Below are 22,928 nucleotides of genomic sequence, written 5' to 3' on the forward strand. Positions count from 1 at the left end.
CGGAGCAATCGCCCGATGTGACGCGCACCACTCCATTGAGGTCATCGGGTTTCCAGGGAGGAAACAATGAAGTTTGCATCGTCCGCCAAATTTGCCGCTGTAGCAGTAACAGCGGCTCTTGCTTTGACCGCCTGCGGAGGCGGGAACAGCAGTTCCGGGGGGAGTGCCGGACCCGTTGACGGAAAGGGCAAGACGCTGAGCGTCCTGGTTAACTCCAGCGCCGCTTATCCCGCCCAGCAAAAGCAGTGGTTCACCGACATTGCGGCCAAGTTCAAGGCGCAGACCGGCGCCGACGTCCAATTCGAAACTTTCGCGTCGGGAAATGACGAACTCACGCGGATCCAGACCTCTGTGGTGTCGGGCCAGGGTCCTGATGTCTACAGCCTCGGTACCACCTTCACGCCCACGGCCTATGCAACGAAGGCCTTTGTGACCCTGTCCGATGACGATTGGAAGAAGGTGGGTGGAAAGGACCGTTTCAACCCAGCGGCCTTGGGCATCTCCGGCCCGGACGCCCAGCACCAAGCGGGCATTCCCTTTGTCAGCCGACCCTTCGTCATGGCCTACAACAAGGACCTGCTGAAGGCAGCCGGGATCGACAAGCCCGCCACCAGCTGGGACGAACTCGAAGCCCAGGCCAAGAAGATGACCAATCCTGCCACCGGAACCTTTGGCCTGGCCACGGGGTACAAGGACAACTTTGATCCGTGGAAATTCATCTGGGCCATGTCGGTCCAGGCAGGCAACCCGCTGGTGGACGGCAAGACACTCAAGCTCGACGATCCGACAGTCAAGACTGCCTACGAAACCTACTTCGGATGGCTCACCAAGGACAAGGTTGTCGATCCGGCCTCGGTCGGGTGGAGCAACAGCAATGCCCTGGCGGCCTTTGCCTCCGGCAAGGCCGGCTACCTGATGATGACGACGTCGAGTTCCGTCCCCACGCTCGAGAAGTCGGCCGTTGCCGGCAAGTATGCCTATGCAACCATGCCGACGACGGCCCCGGGCCAGACCTCTCCCCAGGGCGATTCCGCGAATGCAGCCAGCATCCTGTCCGGTGACAACGTGGTTGTTGCCGATTACTCGAAGCAAAAGGACCTGGCCTTCGCCTACGTCAACCTCATCACGTCCAAGGACGAGCAGTTGAACTACCAGAAGATCTTCGGAGACCTGCCGGCCAACGCGGAGGCACTGAAGTCCCTGAACAACCCTATACTCCAACCGGTTGCCGATACTGCTGCCAAGTCCAAGGCCACTCCCTTCACCGGCGCGTGGGGCGACATTCAGCTGGCCCTCGTCAACGTAGTGGTCCAATCGATCCCTGATCTCTCCAGGGGTTCCGTGGACGACTCGACCTTGCAGGCCCGCCTCAAGGACGCCCAAACCAAAGGCCAGGCCTCACTTGACCGGGCTTCGAAGTAAGTAGGAAACGGACATGTCCACCGATTCATTGACTGCGGGCAAGCCCACGCGCCGCAAATCGTCCCATGCTGCCAAGCCGGGCCCGCAGTCGCCGAATGAAACGCCTCGGCGCCGCAAGGGGCTGAGCGAGCGCAACCGTCCCTTGTGGATGCTGATTCCAGGCGGCCTGCTGATGGTGATCATCATCGTGGTGCCGCTGCTTCTCGGCATCTTCATGTCGGGACTGGACCTGGACCAGTATTCGCTGCGCCAGTGGGTCAGCGCTCCGTTCATCGGGGTACAGAACTTCGTCGAAGCACTGACCGCGTCGCCTTTGCTGCACGCCATCTGGCTCAGCGTCAGCTACTCGCTGCTCGCCATGGTGGTCACTATCCCGCTAGGCATTGCCGGTGCCATTGCGACCCAGAACGCGTTCAAGGGCCGCGCGGTAATCCGTTCCATCTTCCTCATCCCTTACGTGCTTCCGTCTTTCGTGGTGGCCACGGTGTGGCGGACCATGTTCCAGCCGGGCAGCGTGATCGACTCTGCGCTGCATTCGGTGGGTATTGACCCCGGGCTTTGGCTCAACGGGCCCCAGTCCTACTGGACGCTGATCCTGGTCCAGATCTGGGCATCATGGCCGTTCGTTTACCTGCTGGCATTGTCCGGCCTGCAGTCCGTGGACCATGAGGTCCACGAGGCTTCGGCCCTGGACGGGGCGCTGTGGTGGAACAAGCTCCGCTACGTGGTCTTCCCTTACCTCAAGGGTCCGCTCGCCTTGGCGTTCCTGATCGGCATGCTGCACCACATCAACAACTTCACCTTGCCGTTCGTCCTGTTCGGGGTGCCGGCTCCCTCCGACGTGGAGCTCCTCCCGATCCTCACCTACGTCACCAGCTTCCAGAGCTTCCGGTTCGGGCTCAGCGCGGCCATGGCGTTCATTTCACTGATCCTGATCGCGATTCCCCTGTTCGTCTATCTGCGGGCCGTCAAACTCGACGATGCCGAAACCCCCGGAGGCAAAAAGTGAGCACCGCAACTACCGCCGTCGGGCGCCGATCGAGCGAAAACTTCCGCCCGGGCTCCAAACGCCAGCACGAAGTCACCAAGCTCTTGCCAGGTCCCATGCTCGCCATCATCTTGACGGTGTTGTGTGCCTTGGTACTTGTCCCGGTGCTCTACATCTTCCTGGCGTCGGTGAATTCGGACATCGGGGTGGCCCGGGGCGAGTTCTTCCCCTCCAGCTTCTCCTTTGAGAATTACTCCACGATCTGGTCGAGCGTCGGCTTGGCCACGGGCCTGGCCAATAGCGTGCTCGTTGCCGGTTCCACTGCCGTGGTCTCCGCACTGATGTCCATTGCCACTGCCTACGTCCTGGTCCGCTACCAGTTCCGCGGCCGCCTCACGATCCTTCGCGGGCTGCTGGCACTGCAATCGGTGCCAGGCACCCTCATGGTCCTGCCGGTATTCGTGCTGTTCTCTTCGGCGGCCAGCTACCTGGGCATCCAGGTCATCGGGACACAGTGGGGCCTGTTCGTGACCTACCTGACCTTCGCGATGCCGTTCTCCACCTGGGTGATGGTCACCTACCTGCGCGGCCTCCCGCGCGAACTCGAGGAAGCAGCAAGGATCGACGGCGCCAGCAACCTGGGCGTCCTGGTGCGGATCATCCTCCCGCTGAGCTGGCCCGGCGTCGTCGTTTCCGGCATTTTCGCCTTCCTGCTCGGCTGGAACGACGTCCTGTTCGCCTCAGTCATGACGCGGCCCGAAAGCCAAACGGCCGCCGTCGCGCTCCAGGTCTTCGGTGCCGCGCAAGAAGGCGGCGCGATTCCCTTCTACGGCCAGATGATGGCGACTTCCCTCGTGTGTGCTGCCCCGGTGGTCATCCTGTACCTGATTTTCCAGCGTTACCTAGTGGGCGGACTGACCGCCGGAGGAGTTAAGTAGCTTATGGGCACGCCAGCTGTTGAATGGGAACTCTCGGGCTTCGGCGACGAGATCGACGACGACCCCAAGATCCAGATTGCCGTGATGCAGGCGTTGGGAGCCAAGCACATCGAAGTCCGCAGCGCCTGGGGAACCAACATCGTGGATCTGGATGACGCGCAGCTTAGTGAGTTGAAATCCTTGTTGGATGCCGCGGAGATGAAAGTTTCCGCGATTGCCTCGCCGATCGGGAAAGTGGATGTTTCCCTCCCAGTGGAGCACGAGGTGGAACGGTTGCGCCGCGCAGTCAACGCCGCGCAGCTCCTGGAATCCCGCTACATCCGGATCTTTTCCTTTTACTATGGCGAGGACGTCGCGGTAGAGAGCATCCGGGATGCGGTGATCGAACGCATGCGGGCCCTCGCTCACGTGGCGGAACAGTCCGGCGTCGTACTTCTGCACGAAAACGAGAAGGACATCTACGGCGACATCCCCGAACGGGTGCTGGACATCATCGAAACCGTCTCCTCTCCTGCGCTCAAAGTGGCTTGGGATGCCGCCAACTTCGTCCAGGTGGGCGTCAAGCCTTTTGACGACGCCTACGCCAAGCTCCGCCCGCACCTTGAATACCTGCAAGTAAAGGACGCCCTGTTCTCGGACGCCACGGTGGTCCCCGCGGGCGAAGGCGACGGCGACCTACTCCGGACGGTCGAGGCCCTGAAGGCCGACGGGTACGCCGGATTCGCGAGCCTCGAGCCGCACCTGGCCGGTGCCCATGGGCTGGGCGGTTTCTCCGGCCCGACGGCGTTCGGCATCGCCGCGAGGGCGTTCGCGAAAGTTCTCAATGAAGCAGGGGTGGCAACCAAATGAGCCAGGCGAACGTGGACCCCCATGGCACAGTGCCGATCAACGCCGCCATCGTCGGGTGTGGCGTCATCGGCCGGACCCACTCGGCCGCGATCCGTGAGTTTCCGGAAGTCGTCATCACCGCGCTTGTGGATGAGATTGTCGAGGCCGCCGAGGCGCTTGCCGCCAAAATCGAAGCCCAAGGCGACCCGAAGCCAGCAGTCTTCCTGACACTCGCCGAGGCGCTCGCCGCCGCCCCCGTGGACCTGGTCATCATCGCGACGCCCAGCGGGCTCCATATCCAGCAAGCGCTGGAAGCGCTCGACGCCGGCAAGCACGTCGTGATCGAAAAGCCCCTTGACGTCGACTTGAGCCGGGCGGAGGAAATCCTGGCTGCCGCCAAGGCTGCCGAGGCCAAGGGCTTGGTGGCCACCGTGATCAGCCAGCACCGCTTCGATCCGGCCAGCCGGGTGGTGGACGAGGCCCGCCGGGCCGGACGCTTCGGCACGCTGACCTCCGCCGTCGCCTCTGTCAGCTGGTGGCGGAGCCAGGGTTACTACGATTCGGGTGCCTGGCGCGGAACGTGGGCCATGGACGGCGGCGGAGCCATTATGAACCAAGGCGTCCACACCGTCGATCTTCTCCTGTGGTTCCTCGGCCGGCCGGTTGAGATCAGCGCCAAAACTGCCCTGCTCGCCCATGAAGGCGTTGAGGTGGAGGACACTGCCGTAGCCACCGTCACCTTCGAGTCCGGCGCCCTTGCCGTGCTGCATGCGACGACGGCGGCGTACCCCGGTTTGACGGTGCGCCTCCAGGTCATGGGCAGCAAGGGCTCGGCGGTGATCGACAACGACGACCTCGCGTACTTCCACGCGTCCGATGCGGCCGACCCCTCGCAAAGCAGCGCCATGGGCATTCTCGGCGGCGGGAACCAGGCCGCCGTCGAACTCGCCAAGTACCCCGGCCATACTGTCGAAGCGCTGGATCCCACGGTGTACCCGGCCGGACATGTCCGGCAGTACCGCGACATCATCGCGGCGATCCGGGCAGGACGTCCCGCGGGCGTCACGGTTCAGGATGCCCTGAACGCTTTGGCCACCGTGCGTGCCTTGTATGTCTCGGCCACCTTGGGCCATCCTGTGCTGATCGCTGACGTCGTGGCCGGCAACTACAACGACGTGGAGGTCCATACCGGCAACGCCCCCTCCCAGCCCGGGGCCGACCGCAAAGAGGTTTCCGCATGAAGTTTTCGAATCTTTGCGGTGTCCACCCCTGAGTTCCCGGGGCTCGGCGTCGTCGATCCTGCTAAGGCGCGCTGAGGGCTAGATGGTGCGCGGGGCCTTGGCGAGGTTGTCCTTGAGCTCGGCCGCGTTCTGCCGTACCGCGTAGGCCGGGCGGTCACGCTCCACGCGCCAACTCTCATTGAGCGGTCCGATGTTGACGGTGTCGAAACCGAACTCGTCGTAGAGCTTCGTCACGAGTTCGGCGGCCTCCGGGAAGTCGCTCGAAGTGGCCAGTGCGCGGCGGTTTTCGGTTCCCGGTGGGGTGCCGTCGCTCGTGATCTGCGCCGCATAGATGTGGTTGAATCCCTTGGCTACCTTTGAGGTGGGCAGATGCTCTTGCAGCAGACCGGACGTGGTGGCTTCACCCTTGTCCAGTTCCGGAATGTGGCCGTCCCGCTCGAAGTAGTAATTGTTCGTGTCGATCACGATCTTGTCCGCGAGGGGCTCCACCGGGATGTCTTGGTAGCTCTTGAGAGGGACGGTGACGACGGCGAAATCGCCGGCCGCTGCTGCCTCGGCCGGTGTTGCGGCCTGGGCATGTGGGCCCAGTTCCGTCACCAGTTCCGCCAGGGTTTCCGGCCCCCGCGAGTTGCTGATCACTACGTCATAGCCGAGCTCGACCGCTTTGCGAGCGACTTGGCTGCCAATGTGTCCTGCACCGATGATTCCGATTGTTGTCATATGTGCGGGAACACCGCCTCCCGCGCAGATATTTCCCAGGTTACGGTGAGCGACCTGGGCTGGCGACGCGGGCTGGCGACGCGGAATTTCCTTTGCGCCACAGAAAGAGCCTCACGACACCCGAATTCCGGTGTCGTGAGGCTCTAATTGTGTCAAAGGGCACTCTGCGCGTCGCCGGACTTTTCATGACATGGGCCTTTCCCTTGCGCCCAACGGCTTTACGTAGAATAGACACCATGACTGTCGCCTCTGATGCTGCCACCGCCACCTCCGCTGCCCGTGCCCGCCTCCTTGAATTAATCAAAGAACTGGCGGTTGTCCGCGGCAAGGTGATCCTGTCCAGCGGGGCAGAGGCGGACTACTACATTGACTTGCGGCGCATCACCCTCCACCACGAGGCCTCGAAGCTGGTTGGCCAGGTCATGCTCTCCATGATCGACGACGCCGGAATCGACGTTGAGTGCGCCGGTGGCCTGACCATGGGTGCGGACCCGGTCGGTACCGCCGTGATGCATGCCGCCGCCGACGCCGGCCGTGCCGTTGACGCCTTCGTCGTACGCAAGGCACAGAAGTCTTACGGCATGGGACGGCAGGTAGAAGGTCCTTCGGTGGAAGGCCGCAACGTCGTCGTTCTCGAAGACACCTCCACCACCGGTGGCTCGGCGTTGACCGCCGTCGAAGGCGTGCGCAAGGCCAGTGGCAACGTGGTGGCCGTGGCAGTCATCGTGGACCGCAACACCGGTGCCAAGGAAAAGATCGAAGCCGAAACCGGCGTGCCGTACCTCTTCGCTTTCGGCAAGGACGAGCTGGGACTCGACTGACCCCAAACTCCCAGCCAAGGCCGCTTCGAACGGGACCGTGTGCCCGTTGACTGAAAAGCTTAAGCTGGCTGCGTGAACCTTCGGGCCGGGAAATTCCCTCGGAAGCAGCGGCGTACGCAGGACCCGGGCTCCCTTGCCCAGGTCCTCCGGCATGCTGCCGAGCTCAAGAGTCTTTCCCGCCGCTCCTTCCTGATTGGTGCGGGTGCTTCCACGGCCCTCGCGGCGGACATGCTGTTTACCCGCCAGGTCCAGGCAGAGCGTCGCGTCACCAAGATTCTTCCGGTAGATGACGACTTCGCTGATTCCTCCTACCCCAATTCGAGCTGGATTCTCTTCCCCGGTTACAAGACCAGCTGGGAAGAGGCCCAATGGATCCTCAACTCACTTCGGGGTTCGCTCCATCAGCGGGGTCAGTTGGCCGCCGTCGGGTATTCCAACCTGGGGTTGGACGTGTCCGATGTAGTCGACACCGTCGCCGACTACATCAATGAGCGGAAGCTGAACACGCTCTATTTCTACGGCCACAGTTTCGGTGGGATGCTGGCCACTGAAGTGGCGGCGCTCCTGCGTGAACGGAACGGGATCGGCGTGAAGCTGATCTTGTTGGATTCGTCGCCGTTCAGCAAGTACGACATCCTCGACCAAAGCTGGTTCGACGGCGTTGTGTTCTTGTACGAGAGCGGCTTCCAGGTTCCGTCGGTCCTGCGGGGCGGCTACGAACTGGGCGAGCGCGTGGTGAACAAGCACGAACGCACGTGGGGGCAGATCTGGGACCAGACCCTCGAGCAACTTTCGCCGATCGCACCTTCGAGCGTCCTGATCCAGAGCGAATCGGACTACATTTACCACTTCGACGGCACGCGGTTTACCGACAGGCTGGGGGATACCCGCATTGCTTTTATCGGAAACCCCCTCGATGACACGGTGAACTACGAGACTGCCCGGGCTGCGTGGGCCAAAACTTTCCCGCTCAACGTAGCTTCCACGGGCCTTAGGACCGATGGCGCCCGCCCTACCCATGCGAGTCCCCAGTGGAATCCCTTCATCTACAACCCGATTATCGAGGACCTTGAGAACGAGCTATTTCCACCACCCCGGGCCGGCCCGCGCGTGGTGTTCTACTGACCGCCGCTCCCCAAAAGAACGCCGCTAGCTGTACTCAGCCAGTAGGTTGGTTGCACCTGCTGATGGGTGGTTTGCCTCCGAGGCTGCCGTGTGGCCGGTGGTTGTTGTAGAAGTTTAGCCATGGCTGCAGAGCATCCGTGCGCGCTTGGTTGGACGTGAAGGGTTGCCGGTAGGCCCAGCCTTCCTGCAGGGTTCGGTTGAAGCGTTCGGCTTTGCCGTTTTGCCAGGGGTGGCGGGGTTTGATCAGGATGTGCTTCGCCCCCAGTGCGGCCAGCGCCTCCTGGAAGTCGCGGGAGAGCCGGTAGGCAAATGCGTTGTCAGTCATGACCCGTTTCACCGGTGCTCCCTGGGCTGCCATGGCCGTCGCGGCCCGGGTGAGGAATCCGGCGCAGGTAGGGCCTTTCTCATCCGGCAGGACCTCGGCGTAGGCGAAGCGGGTGTAGTCATCCACGGCGACATGGACGTAGTCAAAACCAAGCTTCTGGTCTGAGGAGCGGTGGTTGGCCGGGCTTTGGGACGGGTCGGCCCGCCAGCCCCCGCCGTCCGGGATCCTGCCTAGTTTCTTGACGTCGATGTGGATCATGTCGCCGGGAGCGTCTCGTTCGTAGCGGCGGTCGGTGGCCCGGGAAGCCCGAATCCGTTCCCCGGTCACCGGGTCCAGGTCCCACAACCTGGGCATGGCCGCCCTGGCCAAAATCCGGGAGACCGTCCTGGCGCTCGTGCCGCAGCGCAAGGCCAGGCCCGTTGGCCCTTCACGGCGTTCCACGCGCTGGATAAGGACATCGGCAACGACTTTCGCTGAGGTGGCGTGGGGGCACGACCTGGGACGAGAGCTGCGGTCCTCGAGTCCGTCCCAGCCGTGGGTCCGGTACCTGCTGATCCAACGGTGCGCGCAGGTCCTCGAGATGCCCATTTCCTTGGCCACATGGGCCACTGGACGGCCGGCGAGGACGCGCTCGATGATGATCCGCCTACCGTTGGGAGTCAGGCGGGCATTACGGTGGGACATGAAGACCTCTTAGTCGTTGGCTGTGTGTGGTAACCACCAACCTAAGAGGTCTTCACCTATTCACGATGTAACCAACGTCCTGACTCAGTACAGCTAGCTGCGCCGCAGCCCATCCAGCTCGGCACCCGTGAGGCCGGCGTCGTGGAGGTAGTCCGCTGCGCTGCCGAACTCGTGGCTGAACACGCCCAGGAAGTATTCCATTGCTGCTTCGGGGGATTGCAGAAGCATGAGCGAGGGACTGAACGCGTCCTCCGGAATCTCCGGGACGGCTAACCGCCACGCCGCTGCCATGGTCTCAAGCATCGCGGGAAGGGCGGCAGTGCTTGCGGAGTAGTCGGCCACAACCGCCGCAGGATCGGTGCCCGTGGCGAGGAGTGCCAAAGCGGATACGACGCCGGTGCGGTCCTTACCGAGCGAGCAGTGGATGAGCGTCCGCTTGCCTTGGGCCGCGGGACGCAGCGACTCCGTCACCCAGTCGGGACGGGCGCGTACCCAGCCCACGTAAAGCTCCCCGAGATCTTCGGCTGTGTGGATCGATTCCAGACCGGCCGAGGCGATCCGCGGGTCGAGGGGGTTCTCCACAAGCTCCACTGCGCCGTTGGTCAGTTGCCAGGGCACGATGGTGCGTTCGTACCCGCTGCGCAGATCCACCACCGTCTGGATGCCATGCAGTTCAAGGAACGCAGCCGTCGCCACAGTGTCCATGCCAAACGGCTGACTACCCCTGAGAATGCGCCCACCGGGCAAGGATCGCAGGTTCAGAACAGCCATGGCACGGCCCCTTCTTCTCAGATCTGGTTCTTGAGATCCGCGACAGAGTTCAGGACCTGGTTCGGACGGAACGGGAAGGCCGCGATGTCCTCGCGCTGGGTGATTCCGCTGAGCACCAGGACGGTGTGCAGTCCGGCTTCCATGCCCGCGATGATGTCGGTGTCCATGCGGTCACCGATCATCGCCGTGGTTTCTGAATGTGCGTCGATCTGGTTCATCGCGGAACGGAACATCATGGGGTTCGGCTTGCCCACAATGTATGGCTCGCGGCCGGTCGCCTTGGAAATCAGTGCGGCGATGGCGCCCGTGGCTGGCATGGGGCCATCCTTCGACGGGCCGGTGGCATCCGGGTTGGTGGCGATGAAACGCGCCCCGGCGAGGATCAGCCGAATAGCCATGGTGATCGCTTCGAAAGAGTACGTGCGGGTTTCGCCCAGCACGACGAAGTCCGGGTTCTGGTCGGTGAGGATGAAGCCAGCCTCGTGCAGCGCCGTCGTGAGCCCTGCCTCACCGATGGTGTAGGCGCGGTTGCCGGAGTCCGAGCCGCCTACTTGGTCCTTGAGGAACTGTGCCGTGGCCAGGGCCGAGGTCCAGATGTTTTCCTCCGGAATTTCCAGGCCCGAGGAGCTCAGCCTCGCTGCCAAGTCCCGCGGCGTGAAGATGGAGTTGTTGGTGAGTACGAGGAATCGCTTGGAGGTATCCACCCAGCGCTGGATCAGTTCAGCCGCTCCGGGAACCGCCTGGTTCTCGTGGACCAGGACACCGTCCATGTCCGTGAGCCAGCATTCGATTTCGTGTCCGTTGCGGTAAAGGGGTGAGCTCTTGGGGGCCTCGGTTGCGTTCTCCATACTTTTCCTCCGCGTATTGTTTTGTTCTGGTTCCAAGTCTTTCATCTTTCGCTTCCCGCGACACTCGCGTGCCCTACGTTACGGCGCCCCGGGCTAGGGTTGAGTGGTGACTGACCGGCCCCAGAACCCAGCCCCTGCCGACTCCGCCCCGTACTCCGCTACCGTCTCGTCTCCTGTCTCCTCCACTGAGGGTGGGTTCGAAGCGAAACCTGAGGTCGGCGTCGGGCCCTGGGAAGGCGAGTGGCCGGAAGGCGAGCATTGGGACCCGGACCTGCTAGCCGACGGCGACCGCCGCAACGTGGTCGACAAGTACCGATACTGGAAGCACGACGCGATCGTGGCTGACCTGGATGCCCACCGGCACGATTTCCACATCGCCATAGAGAACTGGCAGCACGACCTCAACATCGGCACTGTGGTGCGCACCGCCAACGCGTTCCTGGCCAAGGAAGTCCACATCATCGGACGACGCCGGTGGAACCGTCGCGGAGCCATGGTCACCGACCGCTACCAGCACGTCCGCCACCACCCCACCGTGGAAGACTTCGTGACGTGGGCGCAAGGGGAGGGCCTCGCGATCATCGGCATCGATATCTTCCCCGATTCCGTGCCCTTGGAAACCTACGAGCTGCCGCGCAACTGCGTGCTGGTGTTCGGGCAGGAAGGCCCCGGGCTGACTCCCGAGGTGCACGACGCCGCCGTCGCCACCCTGTCGATCGAGCAGTATGGTTCCACGCGGTCCATGAACGCGGCGTCGGCTGCGGCAATAGCGATGCACGCTTGGATTCGGCGCCACAACTTCGGCCAGCGGGTGTCTTAGCGCTTCGCCGTACAATCAGGGATACAGGTGACAGCCCGCCTCCGGGTAGGACTGCGGCAGAGCCAAAGGAGCCGTGATGAAACTGACCACACTGGTGTGGACGGCGGGATCGACTATAGTCACGGCCGCGGCCGGGTCTCTGGCGGCCGATCCGGATGGTTACTGGTACCGACGGCTGCACAAACCAAGCTGGCAGCCGCCCCCCATCGCTTTTCCCCTCGTGTGGACGGCACTCTACGCCGATCTCGCAGCGAGTTCCGCCGTAGCGTTGAACAGTGGTTTTGCGCCCGGTTCCCTCGGCAGCAAAGCCCGGCAAAAGGAAGCAGCCGCCTACCGCGGTGCCTTGGCGGTGAACCTCGTTCTCAATGCCTCCTGGAGTTGGCTCTTCTGGCGTGCCCGCCGGCCTTGGCTGGCTGCGGCGGAGTGTGCCGTGCTGACAGCGAGCAGCGCCGACTTGGTGCGGCGAACTTACAATCTGAACCGCAGTGCCGGCGTGTCTCTGGCCCCTTACGCGCTCTGGTGCGGATTCGCCACGGCCTTGTCGACCGCAATCGCAAACCTCAACCCCCGGGGAAGGGGTCTGAGCTGAAGGTCTGCAACTGTTACCCGGCTCCGTGACCGGAAACACGGTGCCGGATACGGAGTCGCTAGGATGGTGCCTAGCCGTAGAGGTCTACTCCAGGGTCAACAAAACCCAAAGACGAATAATCAGCATAGGAGTCAGTATGCCCATCGCAACCCCAGAGATTTACTCCGAGATGATCGACCGTGCGAAGGCCGGTGGTTTCGCGTTTCCGGCCGTGAATGTGACCTCGTCGCAGACCTTGAATGCGGCGATCCGTGGTTTTGCTGAGGCTGAGTCGGATGGCATTATTCAGGTTTCGACTGGTGGTGCGGCTTATTGGTCCGGTGCTTCGGTCAAGAACATGGTTGTCGGTTCCTTGGGTTTTGCTGCTTTTGCCCGTGAGGTCGCGAAGAACTACAACGTGAACATTGCCCTGCATACGGATCACTGCCCGCAGGACAAGCTGGCTGATTTTGTGTTGCCGTTGCTGGCTGCTTCGGAGGAAGCGGTGAAGGCGGGCAAGGACCCTATTTTCAACTCGCACATGTGGGACGGCTCGCACGAGACTTTGTCCGAGAACCTGCGGATCGGCCGTGAACTTCTGGAGCGTGCGGCTGCGGCCAAGATCATCCTCGAGGTTGAGATCGGCACGGTCGGTGGCGAGGAAGACGGTGTGGAGAACGAGATCAACGAGAAGCTCTACACCACTACCGAAGACGCCCTCGCCACGATCGAGGCGTTGGGTGCGGGGGAGAACGGCCGTTACCTGACGGCGTTGACGTTCGGCAACGTCCATGGCGTGTACAAGCCGGGCAACGTCAAGCTCCGTCCGGAGCTCCTCAAGCAGATCCAGGCGGAGGTCGGTGCCAAAATCGGCAAGGACAACCCGTTTGATCTGGTGTTCCACGGCGGTTCGGGTTCCACGGAGCAGGAGATCGCGGATGCTGTTTCCTACGGTGTCATCAAGATGAACATCGACACCGACACCCAGTATGCGTTCACCCGTCCGGTTGCCGGACACATGTTCTCGAACTACGACGGCGTCCTGAAGGTCGACGGCGAGATGGGCAATAAGAAGGCCTATGATCCGCGTGTCTGGGGTGCTTCGGCGGAGGCCGGCATGGCTGCCCGGATCGTGGAAGCCGCAAAGCAGCTTGGCTCGGTAGGCAAGACCTTCTAATGTCCGACGAATTCCGCAAGAACCTGATGGGTCCCGAACCGACGCTCCTGCCTGCCGAGACCGAGGTGTACCAGCACCTGGCCCTGGGGCAGGAGGCGCTGGACCTCGTGGCCAAGTACCCCACATCTTCGTTGCTGTGGGCGATCCTGGCCGAGGAAGCCTGGGCTGACGGCCGGACCATCGATTCCTATGCCTATTCGCGCGTGGGTTACCACCGAGGACTGGATTCACTGCGCCGGAACGGTTGGCGCGGCGTCGGGCCCATCCCCTGGGAGCACGAGCCCAACAGGGGATTCCTGCGGGCGCTGTACTCCCTCGGCCGGGCATCCGCCGCCATCGGCGAACCCGAGGAGCCGGAGCGGATCGAGAAGTTCCTAAACGATTCCGATCCCACCGCAAGGGCAGCGATCGAAGGCTAAGGCTGCTGACAAGACACCGACGGCGGCCGTCCACCGAAAGGTGGGCGGCCGCCGTCGCGCTTTCCCCACCCAACTGACTCGCACTTAATGTCGCTATGAGGCGTCAAAACGACATTAAGTGCGAGTCAGTTGGGTGAGTTCTAGGAAACGGGGGTGAGGCCGGTCCTGGCCATGGCCTCCGCGTAGGCGCCGTGGATGATGTCCAGGTACTCCTGCTGGCGGGCGGGCGAACCGGCGAAGGAGCGTCCACCCAGCGAGCGGACCTTGAACGTCTTGAAACCGCGGCGGTGGATGCTCTGCGGGGCGGCCTTCACGAGTTGGTCCGCGAGGCGGTGGGCTTCGTTGCCGTGGGCCACGAGGGCGGAGACTCGCGGTGCGATCGCCAGCAGGCGCAGGAGTGGCTTGAGTCCTTCGGTGATGTTGGCCGGAGTCAGCTTGCCTGGCTCTCCGTCGGGCTCGATCCATGGGTATACGTTCCACGGCATCATGAGTTCCGGACGCAGCCCCAACTGCCACTGCATGCCCAACAAACGGGTGGCGGCGTCCGCGTCACCCGGAACAATGAAGCCAGAGCCCTCGGTGGTGCGGGTGTTGGAGAAAAGGCTGATGATTCGGCACTCGTCAACGCTGTGGGCGGGATCCACGTAGAGGACTTCGCTGCCCGGCTTCTGTTCTTTGAGGGAATCGCAAAGCCCCGTAACCTCGGCGATATGGGGTTCGAAACGTCGGTTCCAGAGCTGCTCTTCGAGTGATTCAGTCGCCAAGTCTTGCATATGGGCTTAGGTCTCCTACGTGTAGCGAGGCGCACTTTGCCAGCCGGTCGCGATAGGCCGCTGCCGGTCGGGTTGGGTGCAGTGTTGGGGGCTGGTTAACTCTACCGGAACGGCGAGGCCCTGTGGGGTGAATCGGGATTTCTGTGGTGGGTCTCTCGACGGCGGTGGCTGGCTTCCGGCATGATGCCGGTATGGAAAAACCTGAGTCTTCTGCTGCCGCCGTCTCCGCATTCGAGGACCTTGCCGCGGATCTCGGTGACGCGGGAGTCGTTCTGGGCCAAATGTTCGGCGCCAATTCCCTCATGCTCAACAAGAAGGCCATCGCTTGCCTCCACGGCAACAATGTGGCGTTCAAACTCGGCAAAGACTCCGCCGAGCACGCCCGTGCTTTGGCCCTCCCCGGGGCGGAACTCTTCGACCCCTCAGGCATGAAACGGCCCTTCAAGGACTGGGTGGAAGTACCCCTTGCGTCCTCCTCGGAATGGTCTGGCTTGGCGGATGCCGCCCTGGCGGCCGCGGCGGCGTAAGTCGTTAACTGACGCGGCAGCGTAAGTCGTTAACTGACGCGGCAGCGTAAGTCGTTAACCGACGCGGCAGCGTCCCGGTGGATCCGGGGCGCTGCCGCGTCAGGAACGCCTGCTACTGCTGGTTCTGGTCCTCGCCTTCCTTGCTGCGAGAAACCACGGTGCCATTCGATTCGTTCAGGATGAGCTTCACGTCCCGCTGATGATCGAAGTCGAACATCGCGTTGATGGAGCCGGCCTTGGCGTCTGCCGAGGAGTCGCCGATCTGACCGGTGTGCCAGTTGTCCTCGATGAAGCGAAGAATGGATGACTGGTCCGTCTGGGTGTGGTCCACGAAGTTCTTCTTGGCAAAGGGCGAGATCACCACGAGCGGCTGGCGGGGTCCGGGGCCACAACGGTCCGCATAGCCTCCGGCCATCGGAACACCCTTGTTGTAGGCGTTAAGGCACCACGCGGCGTCGTCGGTGGTTTTGGAAGAGTTCTTTACCGCAGCGGCGACGTGGTCATACCAACCATCCGAGTCGTCATAGGCGAGGACGACGGCGGTGCTTTCCCAGTTCTTCGAGTTCTGGATGGCGTTCACTTGCTGCGTGATGAACTTCTGCTCGTCCAATGGATCGGAGTAGCCGGCGTGGCCATCTTGGGAGCTTCCCGCCTTCAGGAAGGAGACGGCCGGCATGTTGTCAGAGTTGACCACCTTGGCGAAGTCCGTGGTGTCGTATTGGTGGTTGGCCTGGCCGTTGTGCCCGATCTCGTCCACGCTCGCCGGGGCAAGGTGGTGCGGGTTGGACGTTGACTTGTAGTACTGGAACGGCTGGTGGTGCGGGCTGTAGTCCGTGACCGTCGCGCCTGAAACGTTGGTGTGGGTGCTCATACAGGCTGCCGGAGTGGAGTCCGTGGCCGGTGCCGTCGGGGCGAAGCCACCCTGGAACCAGCCCCAACTGACGCCCTTGTCGTTGAGCAGGTCGCCGATGTTCTTGCCCTGCATGCCAGCGAGGTTGTTCTCGCTCGCGTGACTCTTGTTGGAGCAGTCGTCGTAGACGGGATCGGGGTCTTCCGTCATGGTGCCCACGCCATTGGCATCAGGGAACTTGACTGTGTAGTCGCTGCTTGCGGGCTTGACGGGCTGCCCGTCAGGGGTGAATTCGGTGACGCCGTGGGTTTGGCCGGACACCAGGTTTTGGGCGCCAGGGCTGGACGGGCCGAAGGTGGTGCTGAAGTGGGAGTCGCTCATGGCGAAGTTTTGGGCGTAGTTCCAGATTCCCGTGACAGTGTTGCCATCGTAGTAGTCCATGGTGAGCCCAGGGCGGCCGAACTGGCCGCCAGAGCAGTTATCCATGCTGGTGTTCTCGACGAACTTGTTCATCCGGCCACTGTTGTAGGCCTTCTGCTCCGCGGTGTATTCATGGTCCTGGTCGCACGTGATGGCTTGGCCGGGCGTCAGGCGCCGTGGCTGGACAGAGTTGGGGTTGTTCGGTGCCAGCAGCTTGTCCCGGGCAAGGGTGGCGATGTTTTTGGGCGTGTTCTTGGCCGCGGTGAATGCCGGGGCCGCTGTGCCGGTGCCTTGTTGGGTTTCGCCGGGGGTGTTGCTTGCTTGTGGATATGTCGCAAAGTAGTGGTCGAAGGAAACGTTCTCACCGAAGATCACGACGACATGCTTGATGGGCGTCGCGGTTCCTTGGTAGTCGTCATTGGCCGAGGCCGCGACCGGTGCCATGCCGAGCCCGATCATGCCGGCGGCGATCGTGGATGCTGCAAGGGCGCTCGCCCTGCTAGCCAACAGAAAGCGCCTATCGCGAGATTTCATGGATTTCCCTTCAGATTCACGGGCCTAACCCGCCCAACTGGCTCGCACTTGTTGTCGTTTAGACGGCTCATAACGACAACAATTGCGAGTTAGTTGGGTGTGTTGGGGTGGATTCACAAAGAATGTAGCCCGTGGTCTGAGGCCAGACTATCGATTCGGAAGGGAAACGCGGACTGTTTGGGAAGAGTTCACGCTCTGCTAACGGGGACTTTCCAGTGGCTGCCCTTGCCTTCATACCGCCCTTCGGCCGTATGACAACCGGGCAGCTAGCCGCATCGGCTAAACTTGGCTGGTAAGAGCCCCGGAACTCTTGCTGATCTCGCCGGTGAACTTTTGCGAAAGTCTGCGGGCAGGATCGAAAGATTCGGGGCGTTCTCATGTACGGTGCTGAGCTTTGGTTACCCGCCAGGACCGGCCCGAAAAGAATGGGGGAGGATCCCATGCCAGCTATCGTGATCGTCGGAGCCCAGTGGGGCGACGAAGGCAAAGGCAAAGCAACTGATCTGCTCGGTGGCCGCGTTGACTACGTGGTCAAGCCCAACGGCGGCAACAATGCCGGGCACACCGTCGTCGTCGGCGGTGAGAAGTACGAGCTCAAGCTCCTTCCTGCCGGCATTTTGAGCCCGAACGCAATTCCGATCATCGGCAATGGCTGTGTGGTGAACCTCGAGGCGCTGTTCCAGGAGATCGACGGACTGGAAGCCCGCGGCGCGGACACGTCCCGCTTGCGCGTCTCAGCCAATGCCCACCTCGTGGCGCCGTACCACCAGGTGCTGGACAAGGTCACGGAGCGTTTCCTCGGCAGCCGTGCCATCGGCACCACAGGCCGGGGAATTGGACCTGCATACATGGACAAAGTGGCCCGTTTGGGCATCCGTGTCCAGGACGTCTTCGACGAATCGATCCTCCGTCAGAAAGTGGAAGGCTCGCTGCGTCAAAAGAACGAGCTCCTGGTCAAGGTCTACAACCGCCGCAGCGTGGTGGTGGAAGAGATCATGGAGTATTTCCTGTCCTTCGCCGAACGCCTCCGGCCGCTGGTCATCGACAGCACACTTGTCCTCAACAACGCACTGGACGAGGGCAAAGTGGTCCTCATGGAAGGCGGCCAGGCCACGTTCCTGGACGTCGACCACGGCACGTACCCCTTTGTCACTTCCTCCAACCCGACGGCCGGCGGGGCATCGGTTGGCTCGGGTATCGGCCCCACCCGGATCTCGCGATCCATCGGCATCATCAAGGCCTACACCACCCGCGTTGGCGCCGGTCCGTTCCCCACGGAGCTCTTTGACGAGATGGGCATGTACCTGCAGAAGACCGGTGGCGAGTTCGGCGTGAACACGGGCCGTCCACGCCGCTGCGGTTGGTACGACGCCGTCCTGGCCCGTGCGGCCTCCCGCGTCAATGGATTCACGGACTACTTCGTCACGAAGCTGGACGTGCTCACCGGTATCGCGCAGATCCCGGTTTGCGTGGCCTACGACGTCGACGGCGTTCGTCACGACGAAATGCCCATGACCCAGACCGAGTTCCACCACGCAGTGCCGATCTTCGAGTACTTCGACGGCTGGACCGAGGACATCACCGGCGCCAAGAGGCTCGAAGACCTCCCCGAGAACGCCCGCAGATACGTGCTGGCCCTCGAGAAGCTGTCCGGCACGCGTTTCTCCGCGATCGGCGTCGGCCCGGACCGGGACCAGACGATCGTGGTGCATGACCTCATCGAGGACTAATCACCAAAGCTGAATCACGACGACGGCGGGTTGCCCTTTCAAGGGCGGCCCGCCGTCGTCGTTTCCTCGCCACGCATCGGCGGAAAACAGGAGTGAAAAAAACTTTTGGAATCCGCGTAACCCTTGGGGATGCCCCGTCGATTACCTCTATGAAAGGCCGAGCTGAAATTTGTCCCCCATCAGGTTTTAGCTCGGCCCTTTTTCATGTCTGAAGGGTTTCGTGGATGTACAAAGTCCGGGAGAGGCAAAACTCCGGAACGAATTGCCGGTCCTTGGGGTTCATGGGAACACCGGTTAGGCTAGCTGACGTTGCCCGGCGCTGCGGCGATTCGGCAGCAGGATCTCGCTTGAATCCGGACCTGTGTTCCCCAACGAAAGCCACGCTTCTGTGACCGACGCCTTGACCGATGCAGCCTTGCGCGACCTCCAGGGCCGGGAAGCTGAGCTGTTCACAGCCGTATACCAGGCCTTCGCAGGCCAAGTGCTCGGCTACCTGACGGCCAAGGGAGCCTCGGACCCGGAAGCAGTTACCCAAGAGGTTTTTCTTGCCGTCCTGCCTCGTCTTGAAACGATCACCGGCGGCGTCAGCGGCCTGCGGACTTTCGTATTTTCGGTAGCCCACGCACGGATGGTGGATGATCATCGTCGGCAAAGCAGGGCGCCGGAACTGCGTGAGTTTGAACCTGAGCGGGACCCGCGTCAGTCGAATTCGGCGGAAGCCGAAGCGATGGACCGCGTAGCGTACGGCGAAGTCGGGGCGCTGCTGGATCTCCTTCGGGAGGATCAGCGGGAAGTCTTGTCGCTTCGCATCGTTGCCGGTCTGACAGTGGACCATGTAGCCGAAATCATGGGGAAAAGCCAAGGCGCGGTCAAGCAACTGCAGCGCCGGGCATTGAATACACTCCGCGAGCACTCGGTAGTAAAGGAATACATAGCCCCATGAGGCGTCGGGATTGCAAGGACATTGACCGCGATGCGATCATCCATGAACTCCTGCTCGAGGCTGAGCTGACGGACGCCTCCGAACTCAGGGAGTCCTTGACGGCGCTGGAGTCCTTCGCGTCGATGCCGGCACCGGCCCCCGGGCCCGCACTCGCTGCGATGTTGTCGGGCTCGGCCGCCGATGGCATGGCAGGCGCCGATGCAGGAATCGGCATGGACGCGCTCACCGGCAACCCTGCAGTCGATCTTCGCGGCGAGGAGCTCCGCAAGCGGCGTCAGCTGCGCAAAAACCGCCCTGCCGTCATTGGCGCTACCGTGGCGACAGCCATGGCCTTGGGTGTTGGCGGCGTTGCGGCCTCGAGTGCCGGATTTAGCGAGGGCACCCCCGACTTCATACAGGCGCTGATCCCCGGCTGGGTGGGTTGGACCACCGCTCCGCCGTCGTCGACACCTCCCACCTCCTCCAACCACTCCCCGGAGGGCACGACGCACCCGGCTCCGGTCGATGTGCCGGCGGGAACCCCGGCGGCAGGGGTTGACGCCGCCGAGCCTTCGGGAGGTCCGGTGACGCCCGCTCCGGAGAACACGGCCGAGGCAGAGGAGGAAGCAGTAGCGCCAGCGGCTCTCCCCACACCTGCCGCCCAGCCGGCCGGGAGGCAGCCCGTAGAGCCCAAGGCCGCGCACGCCGGGCCGACCATCGATTCGCGGGGCATCCTCCCGCTGCCCAAAACTGCCATCCCCTCTACGGGGACCGTTCAGGACCTCCAAGACGGGGTGCAGCAAGCCGTGCAAAGCGGCCAGAACGACGGGTCCCTGAAGCCTCCCGGAGCTTCGTTGCGATGGCTCCTTGGTCTGTTATCCCGCTAGTAGGCTTGACTTATGGCACACGTCAACGATCCGGCTGTCATCGACCGGCTGATGCGCACAAAAGGCCGCTGGGCAATCGTAGGACTCAGCACGAATGAGTGGCGCTCGGCGTTCGAAGTAGCCCTCTACATTCGTGACACGATGGGCATGGAGATCATCCCGATCAACAGAAAAGGCGAGGACGTCCACGGCGAAACCGGCTACAAGTTCCTTGCCGACGTGCCCCTCGAGAAGCGGCCCATCGACGTCGTCGACTGTTTTGTGAACTCCTCGCGCGTTGGCGCCGTTGTGGACGAAGCGATTGCCACGGGAGCGAAAGCCGTGTGGCTCCAGCTCGGAGTGATTGACGAGGACGCGGCCCAGCGGGCCAAAGCAGCGGGCCTGGACGTGGTCATGAACGCTTGTCCGGCGCAGGTGGGCTGGCGGATCGGCATCTAGCCTGAGGGGGCGGACGAGCCAGGACGGCGCGTCCGGATAGCATCACTTTCTGTTAACCGGTCGCTAGTACAGTCCGGGGGCAAGCACCCGACTGACAGACCAGGGAACACATGTGCGATGACCACCACTCCACGGCTAGTAGACGCACCGCACTCGGTTTACTCGGGGCGTCCCTTGTGGCCGGGCTGGGGGCATGCGCAGCTCCCGGAGGCCCCCTGGCAGAAAGCTCGACGGCGGCGCCCGGCACTGCGGGACCGTCGTCGTCCGCAAGCGCCCCAATAAGCCCTACGCCGAGTCTCGCGCCACCTCAGCGGCTTCGGCGCTCCTTTGTCCCGGACTTTCAGCTGCCACCCATCCAAAACGGGCTGGCCCCGGTGATCACCAAGATCCCCACCAAACATCCCGTAGTGTTCCTGACGATCGACGACGGACTGGTCAAGTCTCCGGAAAGCGTCCGGCTCCTCGCGGAGAACGACTACCCGGCCACACTGTTCCTGACGCGCGACACTGTCCGCGACAACCCAGCGTTCTTCAAGGCGTTCATGGCGCAGGGCAGCCTGGTCGAAAACCATACGGTCAGCCACAACGTCAACATGACTAGCCAATGGGGCTACCAGAGGCAATTGGACGACATTGCAGGGATGCAGGACTTCGCTGTCCAGCAGTACGGCCGCAAGCCCACCCTGTTCCGGCCGCCTGGGGGCGCCTATTCGATCGCCATGAGGCAAGCCGTCGCCGCCGCCGGCCTGAAGGCAATCGTTACGTGGGAGGCGAAGGCAAACGCCGGACAGATGGACTACCAATACGGCAACTCGCTGCGGCCCGGCGACATCGTCCTGATGCACTTCCGCCCGGAATTCGCGGCTGATTTCGAGGCCTTCCGCTCCGCGCAAGTGGCCGCCGGCCTGGAAGTGGTGCTTCTGGAGGAGTTCCTAGGGGTTGAGTGAGGCAGGCGCTCCGCCAAGCGCAGCGCTCCGCTAGTCTCGCTACATGGATGCTGCCTCACTCCGCCAAATCTGCCTGGGCTTTCCCGGGGCTTATGAAGATTTCCCGTTCGGTCCGGAAACCTCGGTTTTCAAAGTCCGTTCCACCGTGTCCGCGGGAGCCAAGCAGGGAGGCAAGATGTTCGCGGCCTCTGCCCTGGAGGAGCAGAACCTGGCGGTGAGCCTCAAATGTGATCCCACACTGGCGGTGCAATTGCGCACAGCCCATCCGGAAATCACCGGTGCCTGGCACATGAACAAGACCCATTGGAACGGGGTGCGCTTGGATGGCGCCCTGCCCGACGCCATGGTTCGGGACATGGTGGAGGACTCCTACGACCTGGTGGTTTCCTCGTTGAGCCGCAAGCAGCAGGAGCAGTTGGGGTGGGCTCGCCTCGCGAAGGGCTGACACGCGGAGCCACTACACTGCTTCGGCTAGATTGTGAGTGGACCGCCCCTTCCAACGCCTCGAAGCAATCAGGAGGAGCCAGATGCTGGCACAGAAAACCCTTGATGAGCTGTGGAACTTTGGGGACCCCGCGCTGTCGGAAACCCGGTTCCGCGAAGCCATGACGGATCCTGGCTACGATGCCTTTGAACGCGCGGAGCTCGCCACCCAACTGGGTCGGGCCATCGGCCTGCAGGGCCGCTTCGAGGAAGCGGATGCGTTCCTTGACGGGATCGACGCCGAAGAGGAACCGACCATCGCGGTGCGGGTACTCCTGGAACGCGGGCGCTTGCTCAACTCGGCGGGGCATCCGGCCATGGCTGTTCCGCTCTTTGAGCAGGCCGCCGAGTTCGGAGACCTCCTGGGTGAAGATTTCCTCGCCGTGGACGCCCTTCATATGCTCGCCATCGCGGACTCCGGCCACCAGGAATCATGGACCCGCAGTGCTCTCGAGTATGCCTCTGCGGTCGAGGATCCCCGCACCAAACGGTGGATGGTTTCCTTGCACAACAACCTCGGTTGGGCACTGTACGACGACGGGCGGCGCACCGAAGCGATGGTGGAGTTCCAGCTCGCTGAGCAGTGGGCGGAACGCGTCGGAACCGAGCAACAACGGCAATGGGCGGGCGAAGCTATTGCCGAGTGTGCAAAATCCTTGAATTTACGGGGCTGAAGGGCTTAAAAGCCGCTGCAGAACGCTTGGCAACACATCACATTTTTG

Annotated in this window: 25 protein-coding genes; 19 read left to right on the plus strand and 6 right to left on the minus strand. The window is 62.7% G+C overall.

Annotated elements, in window-relative coordinates; all coding sequences use genetic code 11:
• The first annotated feature begins 66 nt into the window (after nucleotides 1-66).
• The 5 genes from A3M3_RS0106545 (at nucleotide 67) to A3M3_RS23995 (ending at nucleotide 5,417) form a co-directional block, all read left to right on the plus strand.
• Nucleotides 67-1,422 carry an ABC transporter substrate-binding protein gene (locus tag A3M3_RS0106545; RefSeq protein ID WP_028265680.1) on the plus strand — a complete coding sequence of 452 codons (1,356 nt, stop codon included), beginning with the start codon at nucleotides 67-69 and terminating at the stop codon, nucleotides 1,420-1,422.
• 13 nt (nucleotides 1,423-1,435) lie between these two features.
• Nucleotides 1,436-2,431 (plus strand): carbohydrate ABC transporter permease, encoded by a 996-nt coding sequence (locus A3M3_RS0106550; protein WP_028265681.1) that lies wholly within the window; start codon nucleotides 1,436-1,438, stop codon nucleotides 2,429-2,431.
• A 95-nt stretch (nucleotides 2,432-2,526) separates the two neighbouring features.
• Nucleotides 2,527-3,348 (plus strand): carbohydrate ABC transporter permease, encoded by an 822-nt coding sequence (locus A3M3_RS0106555; protein ID WP_442853113.1) that lies wholly within the window; start codon nucleotides 2,527-2,529, stop codon nucleotides 3,346-3,348.
• Between the two features lie 3 nt (nucleotides 3,349-3,351).
• Nucleotides 3,352-4,197 (plus strand): sugar phosphate isomerase/epimerase family protein, encoded by an 846-nt coding sequence (locus A3M3_RS0106560; protein ID WP_028265683.1) that lies wholly within the window; start codon nucleotides 3,352-3,354, stop codon nucleotides 4,195-4,197.
• The gene (locus A3M3_RS23995; RefSeq protein WP_051422970.1) at nucleotides 4,194-5,417 is read left to right on the plus strand and encodes a Gfo/Idh/MocA family protein; all 1,224 of its coding nucleotides are present in this window, start codon (nucleotides 4,194-4,196) and stop codon (nucleotides 5,415-5,417) included. The genes A3M3_RS0106560 and A3M3_RS23995 overlap by 4 nt, the downstream gene beginning before the upstream one ends.
• A 78-nt stretch (nucleotides 5,418-5,495) precedes the next feature.
• Here the strand turns inward: A3M3_RS23995 and A3M3_RS0106570 are convergent, their stop codons facing one another.
• Nucleotides 5,496-6,137 carry an NADPH-dependent F420 reductase gene (locus A3M3_RS0106570; RefSeq protein ID WP_028265684.1) on the minus strand — a complete coding sequence of 214 codons (642 nt, stop codon included), beginning with the start codon at nucleotides 6,135-6,137 and terminating at the stop codon, nucleotides 5,496-5,498.
• Nucleotides 6,138-6,373: 236 nt separating this feature from the next.
• Here A3M3_RS0106570 and pyrE point away from each other — a divergent pair, with 236 nt between their 5' ends.
• Together pyrE and A3M3_RS24000 are read left to right on the plus strand one after the other, a co-directional pair.
• Nucleotides 6,374-6,958: an orotate phosphoribosyltransferase gene (pyrE, locus tag A3M3_RS0106575; protein WP_028265685.1), complete on the plus strand. Its 585-nt coding sequence runs from the start codon at nucleotides 6,374-6,376 to the stop codon at nucleotides 6,956-6,958.
• Between the two features lie 72 nt (nucleotides 6,959-7,030).
• On the plus strand, nucleotides 7,031-8,083 hold the full coding sequence (locus A3M3_RS24000; protein WP_035741444.1) for an alpha/beta fold hydrolase: 1,053 nt from the start codon (nucleotides 7,031-7,033) through the stop codon (nucleotides 8,081-8,083).
• 34 nt (nucleotides 8,084-8,117) lie between these two features.
• Here the strand turns inward: A3M3_RS24000 and A3M3_RS0106585 are convergent, their stop codons facing one another.
• From A3M3_RS0106585 to A3M3_RS0106595, 3 genes are all read right to left on the minus strand, one after another.
• Nucleotides 8,118-9,092, minus strand: a complete 975-nt coding sequence (locus A3M3_RS0106585) for an IS481 family transposase (protein WP_028264771.1) — start codon at nucleotides 9,090-9,092, stop codon at nucleotides 8,118-8,120.
• A gap of 93 nt (nucleotides 9,093-9,185) precedes the next feature.
• On the minus strand, nucleotides 9,186-9,863 hold the full coding sequence (locus tag A3M3_RS0106590; protein ID WP_028265686.1) for a tyrosine-protein phosphatase: 678 nt from the start codon (nucleotides 9,861-9,863) through the stop codon (nucleotides 9,186-9,188).
• Nucleotides 9,864-9,880: 17 nt separating this feature from the next.
• Nucleotides 9,881-10,711, minus strand: a complete 831-nt coding sequence (locus A3M3_RS0106595; RefSeq protein ID WP_028265687.1) for an HAD-IIA family hydrolase — start codon at nucleotides 10,709-10,711, stop codon at nucleotides 9,881-9,883.
• Nucleotides 10,712-10,817: 106 nt separating this feature from the next.
• On the opposite strand from A3M3_RS0106595, the gene A3M3_RS24005 reads away from it, so the two are divergent.
• The 4 genes from A3M3_RS24005 (at nucleotide 10,818) to A3M3_RS0106615 (ending at nucleotide 13,695) form a co-directional block, all read left to right on the plus strand.
• Nucleotides 10,818-11,531: a TrmH family RNA methyltransferase gene (locus tag A3M3_RS24005; protein WP_051422974.1), complete on the plus strand. Its 714-nt coding sequence runs from the start codon at nucleotides 10,818-10,820 to the stop codon at nucleotides 11,529-11,531.
• Nucleotides 11,532-11,607: 76 nt separating this feature from the next.
• Complete coding sequence (locus tag A3M3_RS0106605) at nucleotides 11,608-12,120, plus strand: TspO/MBR family protein (protein WP_028265688.1); 513 nt, start codon at nucleotides 11,608-11,610, stop codon at nucleotides 12,118-12,120.
• Nucleotides 12,121-12,256: 136 nt separating this feature from the next.
• Nucleotides 12,257-13,276, plus strand: coding sequence for a class II fructose-bisphosphate aldolase (gene fbaA, locus A3M3_RS0106610; protein WP_028265689.1), 1,020 nt, complete (start codon nucleotides 12,257-12,259; stop codon nucleotides 13,274-13,276).
• The gene (locus A3M3_RS0106615; RefSeq protein WP_028265690.1) at nucleotides 13,276-13,695 is read left to right on the plus strand and encodes a DUF3151 domain-containing protein; all 420 of its coding nucleotides are present in this window, start codon (nucleotides 13,276-13,278) and stop codon (nucleotides 13,693-13,695) included. Before fbaA ends, A3M3_RS0106615 begins: the two co-directional genes overlap by 1 nt.
• Before the next feature lie 140 nt (nucleotides 13,696-13,835).
• On the opposite strand, the gene A3M3_RS0106620 is transcribed toward A3M3_RS0106615, so the two are convergent.
• On the minus strand, nucleotides 13,836-14,468 hold the full coding sequence (locus A3M3_RS0106620) for a hypothetical protein (RefSeq protein ID WP_028265691.1): 633 nt from the start codon (nucleotides 14,466-14,468) through the stop codon (nucleotides 13,836-13,838).
• A gap of 191 nt (nucleotides 14,469-14,659) precedes the next feature.
• Here A3M3_RS0106620 and A3M3_RS0106625 point away from each other — a divergent pair, with 191 nt between their 5' ends.
• Nucleotides 14,660-14,995: a hypothetical protein gene (locus A3M3_RS0106625; protein ID WP_028265692.1), complete on the plus strand. Its 336-nt coding sequence runs from the start codon at nucleotides 14,660-14,662 to the stop codon at nucleotides 14,993-14,995.
• 112 nt (nucleotides 14,996-15,107) lie between these two features.
• Here A3M3_RS0106625 and A3M3_RS24010 read toward each other — a convergent pair whose 3' ends face one another.
• Complete coding sequence (locus A3M3_RS24010) at nucleotides 15,108-16,799, minus strand: phospholipase C (RefSeq protein WP_035741447.1); 1,692 nt, start codon at nucleotides 16,797-16,799, stop codon at nucleotides 15,108-15,110.
• A 440-nt stretch (nucleotides 16,800-17,239) separates the two neighbouring features.
• Between A3M3_RS24010 and A3M3_RS0106635 the strand changes: the two genes are divergently transcribed.
• The 7 genes from A3M3_RS0106635 to A3M3_RS0106665 all read left to right on the plus strand — a co-directional run bounded on the left by A3M3_RS0106635 (nucleotide 17,240) and on the right by A3M3_RS0106665 (nucleotide 22,880).
• Nucleotides 17,240-18,529: an adenylosuccinate synthase gene (locus A3M3_RS0106635; protein ID WP_028265693.1), complete on the plus strand. Its 1,290-nt coding sequence runs from the start codon at nucleotides 17,240-17,242 to the stop codon at nucleotides 18,527-18,529.
• Nucleotides 18,530-18,917: 388 nt separating this feature from the next.
• The gene (locus tag A3M3_RS0106640; protein ID WP_028265694.1) at nucleotides 18,918-19,472 is read left to right on the plus strand and encodes an RNA polymerase sigma factor; all 555 of its coding nucleotides are present in this window, start codon (nucleotides 18,918-18,920) and stop codon (nucleotides 19,470-19,472) included.
• Nucleotides 19,469-20,338 (plus strand): hypothetical protein, encoded by an 870-nt coding sequence (locus A3M3_RS26865; protein WP_051422976.1) that lies wholly within the window; start codon nucleotides 19,469-19,471, stop codon nucleotides 20,336-20,338. The genes A3M3_RS0106640 and A3M3_RS26865 overlap by 4 nt, the downstream gene beginning before the upstream one ends.
• 12 nt (nucleotides 20,339-20,350) lie before the next feature.
• Nucleotides 20,351-20,776, plus strand: a complete 426-nt coding sequence (locus tag A3M3_RS0106650) for a CoA-binding protein (protein WP_028265695.1) — start codon at nucleotides 20,351-20,353, stop codon at nucleotides 20,774-20,776.
• A 374-nt stretch (nucleotides 20,777-21,150) separates the two neighbouring features.
• Nucleotides 21,151-21,723 carry a polysaccharide deacetylase family protein gene (locus tag A3M3_RS0106655; RefSeq protein WP_231497195.1) on the plus strand — a complete coding sequence of 191 codons (573 nt, stop codon included), beginning with the start codon at nucleotides 21,151-21,153 and terminating at the stop codon, nucleotides 21,721-21,723.
• A 43-nt stretch (nucleotides 21,724-21,766) separates the two neighbouring features.
• Nucleotides 21,767-22,168, plus strand: a complete 402-nt coding sequence (locus A3M3_RS0106660; RefSeq protein ID WP_028265697.1) for an MmcQ/YjbR family DNA-binding protein — start codon at nucleotides 21,767-21,769, stop codon at nucleotides 22,166-22,168.
• An 82-nt stretch (nucleotides 22,169-22,250) separates the two neighbouring features.
• Complete coding sequence (locus A3M3_RS0106665) at nucleotides 22,251-22,880, plus strand: hypothetical protein (RefSeq protein WP_028265698.1); 630 nt, start codon at nucleotides 22,251-22,253, stop codon at nucleotides 22,878-22,880.
• The last annotated feature ends 48 nt before the right edge of the window (nucleotides 22,881-22,928 follow it).

This window comes from Arthrobacter sp. MA-N2 (assembly GCF_000517125.1).
Lineage (GTDB): Bacteria > Actinomycetota > Actinomycetes > Actinomycetales > Micrococcaceae > Arthrobacter > Arthrobacter methylotrophus.